The organism is Sulfitobacter sp. BSw21498, assembly GCF_006064855.1.
Classification (GTDB): domain Bacteria; phylum Pseudomonadota; class Alphaproteobacteria; order Rhodobacterales; family Rhodobacteraceae; genus Sulfitobacter.
Map to the genome: position 1 here is coordinate 2,491,772 of NZ_CP040753.1, position 18,573 is coordinate 2,510,344.

17 protein-coding genes are annotated in these 18,573 nt (G+C 57.8%); 8 read left to right on the top strand and 9 right to left on the bottom strand.

Annotation, left to right across the window (positions count from 1 at the left end; genetic code table 11):
- Positions 1–18: 18 nt before the first annotated feature.
- The 6 genes from E5180_RS12085 to E5180_RS12110 form a co-directional block, all read right to left on the bottom strand.
- The gene (locus E5180_RS12085; RefSeq protein WP_138924585.1) at positions 19–792 is read right to left on the bottom strand and encodes a methyltransferase domain-containing protein; all 774 of its coding nucleotides are present in this window, start codon (positions 790–792) and stop codon (positions 19–21) included.
- Positions 789–1,193, bottom strand: coding sequence for a GtrA family protein (locus E5180_RS12090; RefSeq protein WP_138924586.1), 405 nt, complete (start codon positions 1,191–1,193; stop codon positions 789–791). Before E5180_RS12090 ends, E5180_RS12085 begins: the two co-directional genes overlap by 4 nt.
- Positions 1,193–2,143, bottom strand: a complete 951-nt coding sequence (locus tag E5180_RS12095) for a glycosyltransferase family 2 protein (RefSeq protein WP_138924587.1) — start codon at positions 2,141–2,143, stop codon at positions 1,193–1,195. The genes E5180_RS12090 and E5180_RS12095 overlap by 1 nt, the downstream gene beginning before the upstream one ends.
- Before the next feature lie 172 nt (positions 2,144–2,315).
- Positions 2,316–3,560 (bottom strand): polysaccharide biosynthesis/export family protein, encoded by a 1,245-nt coding sequence (locus tag E5180_RS12100; protein WP_138925210.1) that lies wholly within the window; start codon positions 3,558–3,560, stop codon positions 2,316–2,318.
- A 171-nt stretch (positions 3,561–3,731) separates the two neighbouring features.
- Positions 3,732–4,391: a YjbF family lipoprotein gene (locus E5180_RS12105; protein WP_138924588.1), complete on the bottom strand. Its 660-nt coding sequence runs from the start codon at positions 4,389–4,391 to the stop codon at positions 3,732–3,734.
- Positions 4,388–6,472 carry a YjbH domain-containing protein gene (locus E5180_RS12110; protein ID WP_441351429.1) on the bottom strand — a complete coding sequence of 695 codons (2,085 nt, stop codon included), beginning with the start codon at positions 6,470–6,472 and terminating at the stop codon, positions 4,388–4,390. The genes E5180_RS12105 and E5180_RS12110 overlap by 4 nt, the downstream gene beginning before the upstream one ends.
- Before the next feature lie 176 nt (positions 6,473–6,648).
- On the opposite strand from E5180_RS12110, the gene E5180_RS12115 reads away from it, so the two are divergent.
- A complete protein-coding gene (locus tag E5180_RS12115; protein WP_138924590.1) occupies positions 6,649–7,383 on the top strand; it encodes a metallophosphoesterase in 735 nt (244 codons plus the stop codon).
- A 102-nt stretch (positions 7,384–7,485) separates the two neighbouring features.
- Positions 7,486–8,154 (top strand): sugar transferase, encoded by a 669-nt coding sequence (locus tag E5180_RS12120; RefSeq protein WP_254700470.1) that lies wholly within the window; start codon positions 7,486–7,488, stop codon positions 8,152–8,154.
- A gap of 43 nt (positions 8,155–8,197) precedes the next feature.
- Here E5180_RS12120 and E5180_RS12125 read toward each other — a convergent pair whose 3' ends face one another.
- Positions 8,198–8,467, bottom strand: coding sequence for a spike base protein, RCAP_Rcc01079 family (locus E5180_RS12125; RefSeq protein ID WP_138924591.1), 270 nt, complete (start codon positions 8,465–8,467; stop codon positions 8,198–8,200).
- Between the two features lie 122 nt (positions 8,468–8,589).
- On the bottom strand, positions 8,590–11,319 hold the full coding sequence (gene secA / locus E5180_RS12130; protein ID WP_138924592.1) for a preprotein translocase subunit SecA: 2,730 nt from the start codon (positions 11,317–11,319) through the stop codon (positions 8,590–8,592).
- A gap of 176 nt (positions 11,320–11,495) precedes the next feature.
- Between secA and E5180_RS12135 the strand changes: the two genes are divergently transcribed.
- The 6 genes from E5180_RS12135 to E5180_RS12155 all read left to right on the top strand — a co-directional run bounded on the left by E5180_RS12135 (position 11,496) and on the right by E5180_RS12155 (position 16,084).
- A complete protein-coding gene (locus tag E5180_RS12135; RefSeq protein ID WP_138924593.1) occupies positions 11,496–12,386 on the top strand; it encodes a peptidylprolyl isomerase in 891 nt (296 codons plus the stop codon).
- Between the two features lie 3 nt (positions 12,387–12,389).
- A complete protein-coding gene (argJ, locus tag E5180_RS12140) occupies positions 12,390–13,616 on the top strand; it encodes a bifunctional glutamate N-acetyltransferase/amino-acid acetyltransferase ArgJ (RefSeq protein ID WP_138924594.1) in 1,227 nt (408 codons plus the stop codon).
- Positions 13,613–14,011, top strand: a complete 399-nt coding sequence (mutT, locus tag E5180_RS12145; RefSeq protein ID WP_138924595.1) for an 8-oxo-dGTP diphosphatase MutT — start codon at positions 13,613–13,615, stop codon at positions 14,009–14,011. Before argJ ends, mutT begins: the two co-directional genes overlap by 4 nt.
- A gap of 126 nt (positions 14,012–14,137) precedes the next feature.
- Positions 14,138–14,272 (top strand): hypothetical protein, encoded by a 135-nt coding sequence (locus E5180_RS16010; RefSeq protein WP_302664626.1) that lies wholly within the window; start codon positions 14,138–14,140, stop codon positions 14,270–14,272.
- 85 nt (positions 14,273–14,357) lie between these two features.
- A complete protein-coding gene (locus E5180_RS12150; protein ID WP_138924596.1) occupies positions 14,358–15,281 on the top strand; it encodes a diacylglycerol/lipid kinase family protein in 924 nt (307 codons plus the stop codon).
- Entirely contained in the window at positions 15,278–16,084 is an 807-nt protein-coding gene (locus E5180_RS12155; protein WP_138924597.1) for a metallophosphoesterase family protein, read from the top strand. The genes E5180_RS12150 and E5180_RS12155 overlap by 4 nt, the downstream gene beginning before the upstream one ends.
- A gap of 1 nt (position 16,085) precedes the next feature.
- Here the strand turns inward: E5180_RS12155 and infB are convergent, their stop codons facing one another.
- Positions 16,086–18,569 carry a translation initiation factor IF-2 gene (gene infB, locus E5180_RS12160; RefSeq protein WP_138924598.1) on the bottom strand — a complete coding sequence of 828 codons (2,484 nt, stop codon included), beginning with the start codon at positions 18,567–18,569 and terminating at the stop codon, positions 16,086–16,088.
- Positions 18,570–18,573: the final 4 nt, after the last annotated feature.

An 18,573-nucleotide genomic window follows, 5' to 3' on the forward strand; every position in this document is an offset into this window, starting at 1 on the left:
GCTCCCCGACCGCCGCCGTCATACAGCCGCGCAACCCACAGTCTTTGCCCGACGGGCCCGCAGCGCCAAAACCAAAGCCCGCGCCTGTGCAATCGCAGTCACTGCACCGCGTGGCAGGGTCTTTACCACGGCCAGACGCAACCGCCAAACCAGACTGCCCGCGTTTCCGACCTTCTGACCTGCAGGCACCTCGGTCGCGATGACCTCTGCTGGCAACCCGTCACGACCCGCCGCGTTCACATAAAGGATCGCGTTATAGCGATACCAAGGCGCGATATCCTTGTTGTCCTTCAATGCGGGGCGCACGCAGTCATAAGCGACATAGCCCTTCGCGGCGAACAGCTCTTGCCAGAAAGACAGGGGTTGTTCGTTTACGTGAAACTCTCCGCCTTGACCGGTGACCGCAGCAGAAAACAACACCCGATCCGATGCGCGGGTCAGGCTCTCGACCAGCACCTGCGACGCTTCGGTCGGCAGATGCTCCCCGACCTCAAGGCTTTGCGCCAGATCAAAGCGACGGCCAGTCTCGACCGGTTGGGTCAAATCGGCCGCCATGAACTGCTCAGGCGCGACCGCAAGCTGCGCCCGATCGACGTAGTCCCCGTCAACGGCCAGCACGTCATCTGCGCCGCCTTTGCGCCATTCATCCATCCAAACGCCGCGCCCGCTGCCCAGATCAACAACCGAAGATGGCTTGAGCAATGGGAACAACAACGACACAAATGGTTTGGCCGACGCGCGCGCGCTTTGGTTGATGTAGTCGAAAAACGTATCGCTATAGATATGGCTCACGATGTGTACTCCTTTGTGGGGTGCGGCAGGGCGAACACCCATAGGGTCATCAAAATAAAATTCTGCACAGGCAGGTATAGCGCAACGGCCAGCGCCGCGGCCCAGGCAGGTACGCCCGCTGCCTGCGCGAAAGGGCCCGTCACAAGCGCCGACATCGCAAAGCCGCAGCCGGTCATGATGGCAAACTTGGTGATCTGGCTGCGATCAACCAACCGGCGTTCAAAGGTGAACAGCGCGTGCCCGATATATTGCAGCACGATAGCTAGAAAAAATGCTGCCGCATTCGCTTCTACCTGCGGCAGCCCCGCCGCCAAAAACCCCGGATACATCACCACATAGGACGCTGCAGTCACAGCCCCAATGATAGCAAAACGGGCACATTTATAGTCTAAAATAGGCATTATGCGCGCAACCTTTTCACGTCAGGGACCATATCGCGGGTATCGTCGCTCACGAAGTACAGCGGCCGATCCTTGGCTTCGACGTAAAGGCGACCGATGTATTCACCCAGAATTCCCAGCGTCAACAGCTGCGCCCCCGAGAAGAAGCTGACCGCCAGCACAACCGAGGCCCAACCGGGCGCAGTCTGGTAAACGATCAACGAGTAAATGACATAGACTGCCATCAACGTCGCCATCAGCAGGCTGACGAAGGATAGACGTGTCGCGAGCTTAAGCGGCTTCGTCGAAAAGGCGGTCATCGCGTCGATGGCAAATCGCATCATCGCGCGGAACGGGTATTTGGTCTCACCCAAAGCCCGTGGTGCACGGATATATTCAATCCCAACCTGCTTGAACCCTGCCCAAGCAAACATGCCGCGGATGAAACGGGCCTTTTCCGGCATCGCCAGAACAGCGTCGAGCGACCGGCGGTTCACCAAACGGAAATCGCCAGTATCCTGAGGAATCGGCACATCAGACATGGCATTCAGGAAACGGTAGAACAGATGCGCCGTGGCCTTTTTGAACATCGTCTCGCCCTGACGCTCGCTGCGCCGGCCATAAACCACGTCAAATCCGCGATCCATCATGAACATCATATCTACCAGCAACTCGGGCGGGTCTTGCAGATCGGCATCCAGCATGAAGATGCGTTCACCCTGCGCGGCCTCAAGCCCTGCAGTCAGCGCGATCTGGTGGCCACGATTGGCGGACAGCTTGACCCCCACCAGCTGCGCACAGCTTGCTTGGGCGGCCTCGATCGCTTTCCATGTGGCGTCTGTCGATCCGTCATCGACGAGGATAATCTCTGCACGGTCTTTCCAAGGCGCGATGGCCTGCGTCAGCCGCAACACCAAGCCCGGGATCGAGGCTTCCTCGTTCATGCAAGGAATAACAACAGAAAGATACATTTCACACCGCCTGAATAGTTGACCTCTTTAGGGGTAATCAGACGATGTGGCTGAAATAGGGCACTGATTGGTTCAATTTACGGAGACCTCGACGACCTCAGAACCCCTCCAGCCCCACAACGCAAAAGGCCGGACATTTCTGCCCGGCCTTTGCTAATCAATCGTGGTCAGATCACTTGGCGACGGCGTTACCCACGCTCAGGACCTGTGGCAGAATTTGCGAGACAGCACGGCTCCATTTGGTAACGGGCTGTTGCGCGATAAAGATGATGTCATCGGGGCGCAGCTCGAACTTCGGAGCCAGGGCAAAGTTCGCCGCATTACGAGCATCAAGATGCCATGCCGTGATCGCCCCCAGCTCGCGCGGATCAGACGATGCGCGCAGGACATAGACTTGCGACACATCACCGGTCGACGACGCCACGCCACCCGCATCATACAGCGCATCGGCCAGACTTGCTTTGCGTTCAAACGGCAGCGCAAAGCGGGACTGCGTCCCGACCTCACCTGCCAGATAAACATAGTCGCGGTCGTCAGCACCAAGCTCGCGACGCGCCTGATAGTTGCTGCGTGCCTCCTCTAAGCTTGCACGACGTAGGGACACCTCAAACTGCAGCTCTTGCAATGCAGAGGCACGTGCCGCCTGACGCGCTTGAACCAAGGTGATCTGTTGGGCAAAATATTCCTGCGCTCGGACCAGTTCATATGCCGTATCAACGAAAATCGCATCGCCGGGCAGCAGGCGCGTCTTGGTCAGGCTGGCGCTGGAATAGAGCTGCGACAGCGGGATCTGGTACAGCGTGCCATCGCGGTACAGACGGATCGAGGCATAGTCCTGATCTTCGACCGTGATCCCGCCTGCAGCGGCCAAAGCCTCTTCCAGATACAGCGGTGTCAACGTCACCGGCACAACCGTTGGCTGCGACACAGCACCGCCGATAGACACACGCCGCGAATTGAATTCGGAAATCTCGAGGCTGAACGTCGGGTCAATCTGGTTCTCGACCAGACGCTGGAACAAGGCAGCCTCGGCGTCCTCAATGGTCAGACCGGCGATGCGCACGCGGCCCACGTCGGGAATGTTGATCGAACCGTCGTCCTGCACGGTATACCCTTGGCGCGAGTTTTGCGCGGCCAGCAGCCCGGACAGTTGTTCAACCGATCCCGCAGCACGTGGCGTGGCCAGCAGCACCACATCACCGACGCCAATTTCATAGGGGCCAGGATCATTTGCGGGGGGCAAACGCAGCTCAAGCGCGTTAGGCCGCGTTTGAACCTCAAGCGTGGGCGATGGCAGCGCCCCGGTCCCGCGCAGGCCGGAACCGCTTCCGGCGGTACGCGAAAAGACAGCCGGCAGGCTTTGCGGCGCATAGGCAGATCTATTCGCCTGAATGACGGTTTCAGCGGTCAGGTTCAGCACGCGTACGTTGGTGCCGCCTGCTGCGCCCTCTACAACTTTAGGTGTTCGGTAAACCGTACCACAGCTCGCAAGGGCCAGACCCAAAACAGCTACCAATAGGTATCGCACTTCAATACTCCCATTCATCATGTGACACCTCGCCCCCAGACAGGTTCGGCCCCGGTTAAACTAGCGTGCAGCAGCCTTGGTCATAAGATACCCGACTTCGTCGCCAGCCCATTGCCGCGCCTGAACAATGGCACCGCTATTTACACTGACCCAATACGTATTCCGAAACGACTGGTCCAGACTTTTACAATCCTCTGTCACCTTACGCGTCGACACTGTGCCGATTTCAAGCGCCAGTGTTGCACTGCCTTGAGTTTCGACCAAACACCGGTATGTCCGCGTAGAGATTTCATCGGTCCCCGTCAGATTGCTGTGAAGCCGGTCGGAATAACCGCCACGCCCGGACAAGATCAACGCTTTGGGCTCGGACACATCCGCTGCAAATAACTCAAAGCCAAGCCCGCGCGTGCCTTGCAGCATACCGTCTTCCAACATCAGTGCTGTCAAATCCGAACTCAGCCACGTATCGACGCCGTTCACACGCGCTTCGCGCAACATACGCCCAGTTTGCTTTCGGTTTTCCACCGTTAGCAGCAGCGCGGGGATAGAGGTGTCCTGCACCAGCGCTGCAAAGCGCGGTGGGAACCCTTGCGAGGTCTTGGGCACAACAGAATCGTCGTCCACAGCAACCGCGACACCACGTGCCAGCAGGCCTTTGCTTTCGCTACAGGCGGACAGGCCCGCCAGACATAACCCGAGGGTAAGCGCACGTAAGATCATCGCAGGTATCTCCCCCAGCTGTCCCGCAGCTCTTTGCCGCGATAATCGCGCACGACCCCATGCAAACGGTTGGCCACAGCAAGACGCGCGCCACCGTCACGGGTGATCGGTTTGATGGTTTGTTGGATTTTCGTACGCGACGGACGACCGGTGATCCACGACAGAGGCACCTCGAACCGCAGCCCTTTGTCAAAGGACCCTTCGCCAAAATCGTCAAACGACACATCCGTCAGCGTGAAATACCCGCCAACCTTGAACCCGTTGTTGAACTCGCGATCCAGTGACAACGTCGCGCCGTAATCGCCCGCAAGATAGCGACCCACGTCAAGCTGGCCGTAAAACCCGTTACCCAGATCATAATAGGCCGAAGCGTGACCGGTCACGACGTCGTAATCCTGGAACCCGAACAACATGTCAAAATCACGCTGTTTGACATAGTTCAGCTCCGCACCAAGCGCGAGACGGCTGGCCATCGGGTACCACAGCACTTCGGTCGAAACACCGCCGAACATCCCTTCGAGATACCCAGCAGAGACGCGGCCAAACAGGTCTTTGCCCGGACGGAACAGATACTCCGCCGTCAGGCTGTTAACCTCAAGATCAGATTCTTTGGCATAGCGCACAGCATTCGTACGCACAGGTTCGATGACCGAATTAGACACGCGGAACGAATCGGCGATATTGCCCACCAGCGGGTACCGGAACCGACCGGCAAAGGTCAGGCCCGGACGCGGCCGGTAATCCATCTTGAGCTGGACACCAAAATCGGCCCGGATCGGGCTGTTCGGGTCGAAAAAAGATGTCGCCACATAAGGACCGATAGACGTGTCGAACACGGGATAAATATCCGTCAGCTCCCCATCACGTCCCTGCGTATGTCCGTCTTCCAAACGCGCCCGCGCCAAGCTGCGCCACGCGCCATCATAATCGTACTGCAGCTCTTCCAGATCAGACCGCTGCGTGACGATCTGGCTAAGCGGCACGCCGCGTTCAAGGAAAACGACGGTGAATTCTTCGATAGCGGGCGGCAGTGTCACCGCCATGGCCCGTGCTGTGCGTCCCGCCGCTTGGGCTTCGTTATTGAAACGGCTATTCTCAACACGCACCGTGGCGCGGGTGCCCGACATGGTGAACCCTTGCAGCTCCAGCCCATCTTCCGCGAGCACACGTTGCAACACAGTCTCTACCGCACCATGCCCACCACCCGCAGCCGAGTTATTCCATTCTGCAATGGCCAACCGATTGCGTGCGCCGACCGTCCGCGGGGCCTGCTCCAACCCACCGGGAACCGACGGGGTCTTGGGATTGATGATATAGCTCAGTTGCGCGCCGACCTCATGCCCACCCACAACGAACCCCTTGAGGTTCACGCCGTTCTTGAACCGATACTCCAGCCCCACATTGATCGGCGAAGACACGTCGATACCGGTGTTCACCGATTCCCGCGTGTATTCATCGGGCGAGTATTCCGCAAACAGCGTCGCTTGATCAGAGAGGTTCCATTTCACGCCGACAAAGGGAGAGGTAGGACCGCTGAACCAGTTGCCGGTTTCGAGCTGCCCGCCAAGGTTCGCATCCCGCGTCCGTGTATCAAACCGTTCGGACAGCACACTGAACGGGTTCGAAAATGAATTCCGCCCCGCAAGACGGCCCCAGCCCAAGCCGCCGGTTACTTCCAACTTTGAGCCAAAGCTTTTTGTGGCAACGAAATATTCACTACTCAGGATACCGGTACCCAGAAAGTCGCGCAGGCCCACGGCAAACGCGGGGCGCACATCGGTTTCGTCCCAAATCTGATAATGAACGTCAAAGCTGCGGTCAAAGGTATCGCCGTCCAGAAACGCACCAGTGCTGATATCTTTGATCCGCGAGTAGCGGAATGTACCGTAAAGGCGCGGCAAAACTTGAAAGGTCGCGGAATACCGGTAGTTTGGACCAAAGGCGCTGGCCGTAAATGCCAGATCGCCATCCTTCAGCACACGGGCCGTTGGCATTTCGATCAGACCGGGTGTCCCGTAGGTCGACAGCGATTGGGCAGATGACTGGGAAAGGCTGACAACGCCGAACACCCCGGCTAACATCGTACAAGCGAGTTTCCTCAAGTGGCCTTGCATCTGACAACCTGCCTATTAATTAACTGTTTCCAATACCGGGACCGTAGAGAAGTTTGAGTTGGACTACACTTTGTGTGCCGCCAGTCAACGGATTTACCATTACGTTGCGCCAGTTTTGCAACACAGAGGACGCTTGAAAAACTATGCTAAACCGTTGGTTTAAACGCCGTCAACCAGACCCCGAGCCGGAACCGCATTTCGACCCCATCACGCCGGACGTACCCGTGGTCGCGATTGGCGATATCCACGGTCGTTTTGATTTGCTGGAACGGCTTCCTGAGCCCTCCCCCGATACGCGGGTGATCTGTGTCGGTGATCTGGTCGACCGCGGCGAACAAAGCGCGCAGGTCTTGCGCGCCCTGCATAGCCAGCCGGATATCATAACGCTGATGGGCAACCACGAGCAGATGATGCTAAAGTTTATTGATAATCCTAAAGAGAATGGCCAGCGCTGGCTGCGTTACGGCGGGCTGCAAACTCTATCGAGTTTTGACGTCTCGGGCGTATCGCAAACCTCTTCGGGAGACGAGCTTGAGCGGTCCCGTGATGCCCTGCGCGAGGCCATGGGCGACGCGCTAGTCGACTGGGTGACCAACCTGCCAACTTCTTGGATCAGCGGCAATGTTGCCTTTGTTCACGCCGCGGCTAACCCTTTGATTTCAATAAAGGATCAGGAAAGCCGCACGTTGCTTTGGGGGCATGAGGATTTCGGGCGCAAACGCCGTCGCGACGGTATGTGGATCGTGCACGGGCATACGATTGTCGACACGCCTATAGTCAAGGGCGGCGTTGTTTCGATCGATACCGGAGCCTACGCAACCGACAAATTGACCGCCGCAACCATCCATAATGGTGAGGTCGAATTCAACTACGCCTGATCTGATAGCGGCCCGGCTTTAACCACACCTTAGGATACCTCTGCTTTAGCTGACACATCGGCAAAGTCGCCGGTTTTATTTGTTGGTTCAAAGCACGGGGTGATGATGGCGTTTATCGAGGTAGGGATAAGACGGGGCGGCGGTTCCTACGTGGGCCGGCTGCTGTATCAACGCGTAGGAAAGCGGCTGTTAGATCTAACGGTCAGCCTTGTGCTGCTGCCCTTGATACTGCTGCTGATCGTTCTGTTGTGCTGCTATATGGCCGCTCACGGGCAAAGCGGTCTATATGCCCATCCAAGGATCGGACGGGCTGGCAAACCGTTCCTCTGTTGGAAAATCAGGACAATGGTACCCAACGCTCAGGCCGCCTTGCCGGCGATTCTTTCCGCGCGACCGGACCACGCGCTGGAATGGGCCCTGTACAAAAAGCTGAAAAATGACCCCCGTGTCATTCCCGGCGGCCATTTTCTGCGGCGCACGGGCTTGGACGAGTTGCCCCAAATCTGGAATGTCCTCCGGGGCGATATGTCGTTGGTCGGACCGCGCCCTGTGACGCGCAGCGAGTTGCACAGCTATGGGGATGCACGTGGCGCGTATCAATCGGTGCGCCCCGGCATCACCGGTCTATGGCAAGTCGCAGGGCGCGGGGTGATGCTGTTTGATGAACGCGCAACGCTTGATGAACGCTATACGCGGCAGATGTGCTTGGCCGGTGATCTACAGATCATCGCACGGACCCTGCCCATTCTGCTGCGCCCCACCGGTCATTAAGGGGGCCAGCAATGGCCACAGTATGTGGCAATCGGCTTGCGCGCTAAACCAACCCTTTGATCCCCGTGGCCGTCGTACCGGTGCCCCGTACTTGCGCGCCCCGAAACGGATAGACGACCCCGGCCACCAACCCGACCAACGTGATCGCATCCCCGCTTTTGAGCGTCACCGCTACATCGCCAGCCCCACCAACCATAAAGCCCCGCGTGACCTGCGCCAGCTCAGCGGCATCATCTGGCACGACATCAAAGGCCCCGCAAATCGGGCCGGTTAATCCTGCGGTATAGTCACTGAAATTGTCAGTAATTGGCATGTCGCTCTCCTTTATTGGACAGCGCAGCTTGGTCTACTGACCCTACCTAAATCTTACCCCACCGTACGGTCCTGCCGCAAGGAGCGGTCTCCAAGGCCGCGAAACGGCCTTGGAGCTGTCACTTACGCAAGCTTGCCGTGGCAATGCTTGAATTTCTCACCCGATCCGCAGGGACATTCGTCGTTGCGCGAAGGGTTGCCCCATGTGGTCGGGTCATTTTCGTCAAACCCAGCAACGGCTGTCGATCCAGTCTCCGTAGCCGCCGTAGCCGCCGGCGCTGCGCTGTTTTCTTCGGCCGCCTGCGCAGCTGCAACCTGTGCACCCGCCTGACGTTCCTGCATTTGTGACATCAGCTGCTGTTGCTCTTCTTCCGTCATCGGACGAATTTGCCCCAGTTTCTGCGTCACTTCGGTCCGAAGACTGTCCAGCATGCTTTCGAACAGCTGGAAGGATTCGTTTTTATACTCGTTCAACGGATCCCGCTGCGCGTAACCGCGGAAGCCCACGACCGACCGCAGATGCTCTAGCGTCAGAAGGTGGTCACGCCATTTGCCGTCGATCGCCTGCAACAACACCTGCTTTTCAATGTTGCGCATGTTCTCGGGGCCGAACTGTTCGGCCTTCTGTGCCATCATGGAATTGCTGGCCTCGATCAGACGTTCGCGGATCACTTCGTCGTCCACGCCCTCTTCTTCACACCAGGCCGAAACTGGTACGTTCAGGTTCAACTGCTCGACAACAGCCGCCTGGAACCCCTGGGTATCCCACTGATCTGCATAGGTTTTCGGAGGCATAAACTGGTCGATCAGATCGTCGATCACCTGTTCGCGCATGTCCGACGTAATCTCTTGCAGGTCCGCGGCTTCCATGATGTCGCGGCGCTGGCCAAAGATGACCTTCCGCTGGTCATTCATCACATCATCGAACTTCAACAGCTGTTTGCGAATGTCAAAGTTGCGACCTTCGACCTTGGCCTGTGCCCGTTCGAGCGATTTGTTCACCCAAGGGTGCACAATCGCCTCGCCTTCTTTCAAGCCAAGCGTGGTCAGCACTTTCTCAAGCCGTTCCGACCCGAAGATACGCATCAAATCGTCCTCCAGCGACAGATAGAACGACGAGCGGCCCGGGTCACCCTGACGGCCGGAACGACCACGCAGCTGGTTATCGATCCGACGGCTTTCGTGACGTTCAGAGGCCAGAACATAAAGGCCACCGGCCTCCAGCACTTTTTTCTTTTCGTCCGCGTGTTCCGCCTCGATCTTTTCACGAATGGCAACGGGATCGGCCTCTGGATCGGCGTCCAGTGCTTCGAGCACCTTCAGCTCGACGTTGCCGCCCAGCTGAATGTCGGTGCCGCGACCGGCCATGTTTGTGGCAATGGTCACCGCGCCGAATTTGCCCGCATCTGCGACGATCTGGGCTTCTTGTTCGTGCTGGCGTGCGTTCAGAACGTTATGCGTAATGCCCCCTTCGGTCAGCATCTGGCTGAGCATTTCGGACTTTTCGATGGACGTGGTGCCGACCAGAACCGGCTGCCCTATCGCATTGGCTTCTTTAACCTTTTCGATCATCGCCTGATATTTTTCCAGCGCGGAACGATAGACTTGGTCATCTTCGTCAACGCGTGCAACCGGCACGTTGGTCGGCACAACCACAACACCCAGACCGTAGATCTCGGCAAATTCTTCGGCTTCGGTTTCGGCCGTACCGGTCATCCCGGCGAGCTTGTTGTACAGTCGGAAATAGTTCTGGAAAGTGACGGACGCGAGCGTGACGTTCTCAGGCTGGATCTGGCAGCCTTCCTTCGCTTCGATCGCTTGGTGCAGACCGTCGGACAGACGGCGACCGGACATCATGCGCCCGGTGAATTCGTCGATCAGCATCACTTCGCCATCGCGCACGATGTAATCTTTGTCGCGCATGAACAGCTTATGCGCCCGCAAACCCTGGTTTATGTGGTGCACGACCGTGGTGCTTTCAGGGTCATACATCGTGAACCCTTCTTCCAGCAGGCCGCGGCTCAGCAGCTCTTTCTCGAGGAAGTCGTTCCCTTCGTCGGTAAAGGTCACATTGCGGGTTTTTTCGTCCAGCTCGTAGTGGCTTTCGTCAAGCAGCGGGATCACATCATCGACGACTTTATACATCTCGGAGCGGTCTTGCGACGGGCCAGAGATAATCAGTGGCGTCCGTGCTTCATCGATCAGAATACTGTCGACCTCATCCACGATGGCAAAGTTGTGCTGCTTCTGGAAAATCTGGCTCAGCTCGGATTTCATGTTATCGCGGAGATAATCAAAGCCCAGCTCGTTGTTCGTGGCATAGGTCACATCGCATTCATACGCGGCGCGTTTGTCTTCTTCGGTCATGCCAGAGACCGCGGCACCGGTGGTCAGCCCCAGCGAGGCAAAGACCTTGCCCATCCAGTCGGCGTCCCGCTTCACGAGGTATTCGTTCACCGTCACCACATGCACGCCCTTGCCGGTCAGCGCATTCAGATAGGCGGCCAGCGTGGCGGTCAGGGTTTTACCTTCACCGGTTTTCTGCTCGGATATATTGCCCTGATGCAGGAAAATCGCGGACATCAACTGCGTGTCAAAGGCGCGCAGACCCAAGGTCCGGCGTGCGCCTTCACGGCAGTTTGCAAAGGCTTCCGGCAGCAGGTCTTCTAGGCTTTCGCCATCGTTTGCCCGCTTGCGCAGCTCTTCTGTTTTTTGCTTTAGACCGTCGTCGGTCAAAGCCAAGAATTCGTCTTCCAGCGCGTTGATTTGTTCAACCAGCGGGCGGGTCGCCTTGATTTTACGGTCGTTTGGGGTCCCAAAGACTTTTTTGGCGAGTGTTCCGATGCCCAGCATGCAATCTCCTGCCGAAGTTAAGTTCCTAGGCGTCCATCTGCTTGCCGAGCCGCCGGACAGCCCCTAGATACAAGACTGAACGTGCGCCAAGGCCGCGCCCATAGGGCGATGTAAGGGTCGCACTAAACCGTGTCAATGTAGCAGCCCTTTGCGGCTGCCAAACCAAGGACAGATACATGCAAAAACCTCTCACTTTTCTGGCACCACTCATGGTGGCAGCTTCGCTTGCCCTGCCCGCTTTTGCGCAGGACGACGCTGCCGCAAACACCGGTGCGCAGAGCGATGTACAAACGGACGTTACTGCTGAAACAGTGGTCGCGACGGTAAACGGCACGAATATCACGATCGGCAACATGATTATCGCCCGCGCCACCTTGCCAGAGCAGTATCAACAACTGCCGCCAGAGGTTCTGTTCAAGGGCATTCTGGACCAGCTCGTGCAGCAAACCGCCCTGTCGCAGGATTACGAAGGCGATCTGCCAACGCGCATTACATTGGCGCTCGAAAACGAACGCCGCCAGCTGATCGCCGGCGAAGTCATCGAAAAAGCGATGGCGCAGGACGTGTCCGAAGAAGAGCTGCAAGCCGCCTATGACGAAGCCTATGCCGCGGCAGAGCCTACCGAAGAATTCAGCGCGTCGCACATTCTGCTAGAGACAGAAGAAGATGCCAAAGCCGTCAAGACCGAGCTTGATGAGGGTGCGGATTTCGCCGAGCTGGCGAAAGAAAAATCCACGGGTCCCTCCGGTCCTGCAGGCGGTACTCTGGGATGGTTCGGGCCCGGCATGATGGTGCCCGCGTTTGAAACCGCTGTCGCCGAGCTTGAAGTCGGTGCTGTATCCGAACCGGTTGAAACCCAGTTTGGCTGGCATGTCATCAAACTGGACGAGAAGCGCCAGAAAGAAGCCCCCAAGCTCGAAGAAGTAAAAGACGAGCTGGAAACTCAGGTGCGCCAGGTCAAAGCACAAGCGTTGATTGAAGAAACCACCGAAGCCGCAGATGTTGACCGTTCGGCTGCTGACGCAGTTGATCCAACGGTTCTGACCAACTTGGGCTTGTTGGAGTAATCAATGGGCAAGATCACCGCTGTATCCCCGCTGGCACCCGATCACTTTCCTGATCTTCCTGTTATCGATGGTGTGCGTTTCGCCACCATCGCGGCGGGGGTACGGTATCAAGGCCGCACGGATGTGATGCTGGCCGAATTGACCCCCGGGTCTACGGTGGCGGGGGCGTTCACCCGCTCTGCCACCCGTGCGGCCCCTGTTCTGGACTGTCAGGCCAAAATCGGCGCGACATCGGATACAGGCGCTGCGATCTTGGTCAATTCGGGCAACGCTAATGCCTTTACCGGCAAAGGCGGCGTCATCGCAGTCGAGGCTATTACCGCCGCGGTTGCCGATGTGTGCAACATCCCCCAGTCGCGGGTTTTCACCTCGTCGACCGGCGTGATTGGCGAACCATTGCCCCACGACCGGATCACGGCTGTTCTCGCTGACCTCAAGGGCGCGCTGTCCGACAAGGGGATTTCGGATGCGGCCAAAGCGATCATGACCACGGATACCTTCCCTAAAGGGGTGCGTGCCGAGGTCGAAATTGACGGAAAAGCAGTCTCTATCGCGGGGATTGCGAAAGGATCGGGTATGATCGCGCCGGATATGGCGACGATGCTGGTCTATATCTTCACCGACGCAGTTGTTAGCCAACCTGCCCTGCAAAAGATGCTGTCGACCCACACGGATAGCACTTTTAACTGTATCACCGTCGACAGCGACACATCGACCTCCGACAGTTTGATCCTTGCAGCGACCGGCGCGTCGGGCGTGGACGCAAGCGAGAGCGAAGCGTTTTCTGATGCGTTGCACGGCGTCATGTTGAACCTTGCGCATCAGGTTGTGCAAGACGGCGAAGGGGCGACCAAATTCGTCGAAATCGCCATCACAGGTGCCGCGACGGATGCGGATGCCAAAACGCACGGCATGGCTATTGCCAACTCACCGCTGATTAAAACCGCGATCGCCGGCCAGGACCCAAACTGGGGCCGCGTTGTTATGGCGATCGGTAAATCCGGTGCCGCGGCGGATCGTGATCGGCTGTCGATCCGCTTTGGCGACGTTGAGGTCGCAAAAGACGGCTGGCGCAGCCCCGACTATTCCGAACAAGAGGCCGCCGCGCATATGAAGGGACAGAACATCACCATTGGTGTCGATCTGGGACTTGGCGACGGCAAGGCAACGGTTTGGACCTGCGACCTGACCCACGGCTATATCGAAATCAACGCGGACTATCGTTCGTGAAGATTGTATTGGTCTCGGCGGTTGCCCTGATCGATGTGGACGGGCGCGTGCTTTTGGCACAGCGCCCGCCCGGCAAATCCATGGCAGGTCTTTGGGAGTTTCCGGGCGGCAAGGTCGAGGCCGGCGAAACACCCGAAGCCGCGCTGATCCGCGAGCTGCAGGAAGAACTGGGCATCGACACTTGGGCCTCGTGCCTTGCGCCGCTGACCTTTGCCAGCCACGCCTATGATGATTTTCACCTGCTGATGCCCCTGTTTGCCTGCCGCAAATGGAATGGCACACCGCAGGCGTGCGAAGGACAGACCCTGAAATGGGTCCGTGCCAATGCGCTAAGGGACTATCCCATGCCGCCCGCCGACATTCCACTGATCCCGATCCTGCGCGACTGGCTGTAGAGCGAGCGCCCCTGCGCCTCTGTTTCTCTAAGCGTTAAAATGCTGCGCTAACGACTTTTTTGTTGCTAGACGTGAGCAAATAGTCGCCTATAAAGATGCAACTGCTGGTTCTTCGGGGAGGAAGTAATGCTATGTACAATCACAATCGGGTCTACGGTTTCAGTCCAGGGTATTTTTGTGCGCGACATGCCCGATGGCCGCATATCGGTTAAGGTTGATAACGCGATCTACACAGGCAAGCCGATTCAGCGCCAAAGCTGACCTGCCGAGAGACCAAACTGCCGCGAAACATCTGAACCAACCTCTTTCCCAAGCGTTTGCTTAGGTCATCAAGGATGGATCAAACATGAAGCCTTCGCGCGTAATCGTTATCTTAAACAAGGGCTCTGGCCGCAAAGACGGGATAGAACGCAGGTCCCGTATTTCAGACCGGTTTGAACACCACGACATTCCCGTCAGCTTCGTTGAATTTTCGCCCAATGGCGCGGATCTTGGCAAATTGGCGCAATCTACAGCCGAGGATAACCCCGACGCGACCATTGTCGCCTCTGGTGGGGACGGCACAATCAGCGGCGTTGCCGCGGGGCTGGCGAATGTGCCCAATCAGATGGGCATTATTCCTGCGGGGACATTCAACTATTTCGCGCGCTCCTTGAACCTGCCCGAAACGGTGGATGAAGCTGTCGATGTCATCGCCAATGGCGCGTTGCGGCCCACGGATATCGCCAAGATCAACGGCAACGCCTTCCTGAACAACGCCAGCATCGGGGCCTATGCCGCCATTCTGAAAACCCGCGAAGGCATATACGATCGCTGGGGCCGCAGCCGAATCGCCGCCTATTGGTCGGTGGTTAAGGCGTTGGCAACGCTTCGTGCGCCTCTTAAACTGACAGTCACAGTCGATGGAAAATCGTTTAAACACCGGACCCCTTTGGTCTTTGCGATCAGCAACGCCTTTCAGTTGAACCAGATGGGCCTCAGCGGCGAAGATTGTATCGCCAAGGGCGGCATGGTGCTGCTGGTAGCCCCGGACACAGACCGATGGGGCCTGTTCAAACACGCTGCAGCATTGGCGTTCGGCGTTGCGAAACGGGAAACCGACTATCAAATGCACTGCGGGAACGAGATCACGCTTGAGATGGCGCATAAATCACGCCCCGTCGCCCGCGACGGAGAACTGACCCGCATGAAAGGTCCGTTCAAGCTAGAGATGCAGCGCGAGGCGTTGCAATTGATCGTGCCCGCCGAATTCAACGAGGTTGTAAGATGAGCACATTGGTGCACCTATCCGATTTACACTTTGGCAAAGACCGACCGGATCTGCTGGAACCACTGTTGTCCTGCGTGAACGCGCTTGAGCCGGATATCGTCGCAATATCGGGCGATTTCACGCAACGCGCACGGCGTAGCCAGTTTGAAGAAGCACATAACTTTATCCAGCGCCTCAATGCACCCGTTCTAGGCGTGCCGGGCAACCATGATGTGTTGCTGGACCGCCCCTTTCAACGGTTCTTTATGCCGTGGCGCCGGTACCGCAAGTGGATCAACACCGACCTTACCCCACGGTTCGAAAACGACGATATGGTGGTGATCGGCATCAACTCGGTTGACCGGTTTTCATGGCAGACAGGGAAGCTGACGGCGGGGCGGATTGCCCACGCCTGTAAAGCCATGGATGATACTGCCGCGCGCAAGGCCCGCATTCTGGTCGTTCATCATCCACTACAGCATCCCAACCATACCAAAAAGAAACCGATCCCCGGCGCAGACGTGGCGCTGGAAAAACTGCTGTCTTGCGGGGCGAACCTGATCCTATCGGGGCACTTGCACACGTGGCACGCGGAAAACTTCACCGTAGAATCTGGCGGAACGACTGCGATCCAGTTGCACGCGGGGACGAGCCTATCGTCGCGAGTACGCGGAGAGCCGAACGACTTCAACGTCATCAAAATCGCGGACGATCGGGTCTGTGTCGACCGGCTGAGCTTTAACGAGGATAAACGGGTGTTTGAAACGACAGAAGCCCGGACATTCAACCGGGCTTCTGATCATCAAATATCGAACGAAGTTTAGATCACTCGAGCGTGCGGACGACTTCTTCACGTGTGAAGATCTCGATAACGTCGCCGGGGCGGATGTCTTCGTAGTTCTCGAACGCCATACCACATTCCTGGCCTGACGGTACTTCGGAAACTTCGTCCTTGAAGCGCTTGAGCGTTTTCAGCGTGCCTTCGTGGATCACAACGTTCTCGCGGAGCAAGCGAACACCAGCAGCGCGGCTTGCTTTGCCTTCGGTCACAAGACAGCCCGCAACCTTGCCAACGCCGGTCACTTTGAACACTTCTTTGATCGACGCATAGCCGATGAAGTGTTCGCGGATCTCGTTGCTCAGCAGGCCGCTCGCCGCCGCTTTCACATCATCAATCATGTCATAGATGACAGAGTAATAACGGATCTCGACGCCTTTTTGGTTCGCCGAGGCACGGGCAGAAGCGTTTGCACGGACGTTAAAGCCGATGATCGGCGCGTTCGATGCTTCGGCAAGGCCGACATCAGTGTCTGTGATCGCACCGACACCCGAATGCAGAATCCGTACGCGGACTTCATCGTTGCCGATTTTCTCCATCGCTTGCACGATCGCTTCGGCAGAGCCACGCACGTCTGCTTTGATCAACAAAGGCAGCTCGCTGACCGTCTCGTTCACCTTGGCGTTCGCCATCAGCTGTTCCAGCGTCGTCGCCGCACCGGCCGCAGCGCGTTTATCCTTGGCGGCTTTTTCGCGATATTCTGCGATCTCACGCGCCTGCGCTTCGGTTTCGGTCACGTTCAACACGTCGCCCGCACCTGGTGTCCCATTGAGGCCAAGCACCTCGACAGGCACCGACGGGCCGGCTTCTGTGACGCGTTCGCCCATGTCGTTGATCAGCGCACGTACCTTACCGTATTGCTCACCCACAACAAAGATGTCGCCTTGGCGCAGGGTACCATTTTGAATAAGCACAGTCGCAACAGGGCCACGGCCCACGTCAAGCTGCGCTTCGATCACGGCACCAACCGCGGCACGGTTCGGGTTCGCTTTCAGTTCCAGCAGTTCCGCCTGCAGCGCGATGGCTTCCAGCAGTTCGTCCAGACCTTGACCCGTTACAGCCGACACTTCGACGTCCTGCGTTTCACCGGACATCTTTTCGACGATGACCTCGTGTTGCAGCAGATCGGTGCGAACTTTGTCAGGGTTGGCTTCGTATTTGTCGATCTTGTTGATCGCCACGATCATCGGCACTTTTGCCGCTTTCGCGTGGTGGATCGCTTCGATCGTCTGAGGCATCACAGCGTCATCCGCAGCGACGACCAGCACAACGATGTCGGTGACTTGCGCACCGCGCGACCGCATCGAGGTAAAGGCCGCGTGGCCCGGTGTATCGAGGAAGCTCAGAACCTGACCATTGTCGGTTGTGACCTGATAGGCACCGATGTGCTGCGTGATACCGCCCGCTTCGCCGGTCTGAACCTTGGCTTTGCGGATCGCGTCAAGCAGCGATGTTTTACCATGGTCAACGTGGCCCATGATCGTGATGACCGGAGGACGCGAAACCAGGTCTTTCGGATCGTCTTCGGCTTCTTTGATCACGTCTTCGACGTCAGCGTCAGAAACGCGTACGACCTTGTGGCCGAATTCCTCGATGATCAGTTCGGCGGTATCCGCGTCGATGGTTTCATTCTGCGTCACCATCATGCCGTTGGTCATCAAAGCTTTGACAACCGCGCCGACGCGTTCGGCCATACGATTGGCCAGCTCGGAGACAACAATCGCCGGCGGAAGATTGACGTTGCGCACGATCTTTTCACGCTCGACCGAACCGCCCATGGCCTTCTGGCGCTGACGTTCCTGCTTGCGCTTCATCTGCGCCATAGAGCGCTGACGGCCACCTTCGCCACCGGACAGAGCCTGGTTCAGCGTCAGTTTACCCGAACGGCGGCTATCGTCGCCACCCTTGTTGCGTTTGTTGGTTTCCTCGCGGTCGCCTTCTTTCTTGCGTACCACAGGTGTGGGTACGCCAGATTTGACGTTTGGCGTACGCGGTGCGGCGGGGGCCGCTGCGGGTGCTGATGCAGCGACTGCCGCAGCTTCCGCTTCTTTTTTGCGACGCTCGTCCTCTTCGGCTTTCGCCTTCAGGCTTTCGACGCGCTCGCGTTCTTCGGCTTCTTTCGCATCGATTTCGGCACGACGACGCTCGCGGTCTTCCGCGCGGGCCTTTTCGTCAGCGGCACGTGCTTCGGCTTCTTCTGCCTCGCGGGCGCGGGCCGCCTGAACCGCCTTCAGCCGGCGTTCCATTTCGGAATCCGTAATGCCTGCCGGACGCTTGGAGGGATCCCCGAGCGATGGATTGCTACCGCCGCCGGCTTTTGCGCCAGCAGGTTTGGGCACCACAACGCGCTTGCGCTTGGTCTCGACCACGACGTTTTTCGTCCGTCCGTGGCTAAAGCTTTGCTTTACGTTACCAGGGCGCGAAGGCGCACCCCGCAGGCCCAATGTCTTTTTGCCGTCACTATCGCTCATGAAG

Coding starts and splice junctions, on each gene's coding strand:
- E5180_RS12090 (WP_138924586.1), bottom strand. CDS start 1,193: ATGCCTATTTTAGACTATAAATGTGCCCGTTTTGCTATCATTGGGGCT.
- E5180_RS12095 (WP_138924587.1), bottom strand. CDS start 2,143: ATGTATCTTTCTGTTGTTATTCCTTGCATGAACGAGGAAGCCTCGATC.
- E5180_RS12105 (WP_138924588.1), bottom strand. CDS start 4,391: ATGATCTTACGTGCGCTTACCCTCGGGTTATGTCTGGCGGGCCTGTCC.
- E5180_RS12110 (WP_441351429.1), bottom strand. CDS start 6,472: ATGTTAGCCGGGGTGTTCGGCGTTGTCAGCCTTTCCCAGTCATCTGCC.
- E5180_RS12115 (WP_138924590.1), top strand. CDS start 6,649: ATGCTAAACCGTTGGTTTAAACGCCGTCAACCAGACCCCGAGCCGGAA.
- E5180_RS12120 (WP_254700470.1), top strand. CDS start 7,486: ATGATGGCGTTTATCGAGGTAGGGATAAGACGGGGCGGCGGTTCCTAC.
- E5180_RS12125 (WP_138924591.1), bottom strand. CDS start 8,467: ATGCCAATTACTGACAATTTCAGTGACTATACCGCAGGATTAACCGGC.
- secA (WP_138924592.1), bottom strand. CDS start 11,319: ATGCTGGGCATCGGAACACTCGCCAAAAAAGTCTTTGGGACCCCAAAC.
- E5180_RS12135 (WP_138924593.1), top strand. CDS start 11,496: ATGCAAAAACCTCTCACTTTTCTGGCACCACTCATGGTGGCAGCTTCG.
- argJ (WP_138924594.1), top strand. CDS start 12,390: ATGGGCAAGATCACCGCTGTATCCCCGCTGGCACCCGATCACTTTCCT.
- E5180_RS16010 (WP_302664626.1), top strand. CDS start 14,138: ATGCTATGTACAATCACAATCGGGTCTACGGTTTCAGTCCAGGGTATT.
- E5180_RS12150 (WP_138924596.1), top strand. CDS start 14,358: ATGAAGCCTTCGCGCGTAATCGTTATCTTAAACAAGGGCTCTGGCCGC.
- E5180_RS12155 (WP_138924597.1), top strand. CDS start 15,278: ATGAGCACATTGGTGCACCTATCCGATTTACACTTTGGCAAAGACCGA.
- infB (WP_138924598.1), bottom strand. CDS start 18,569: ATGAGCGATAGTGACGGCAAAAAGACATTGGGCCTGCGGGGTGCGCCT.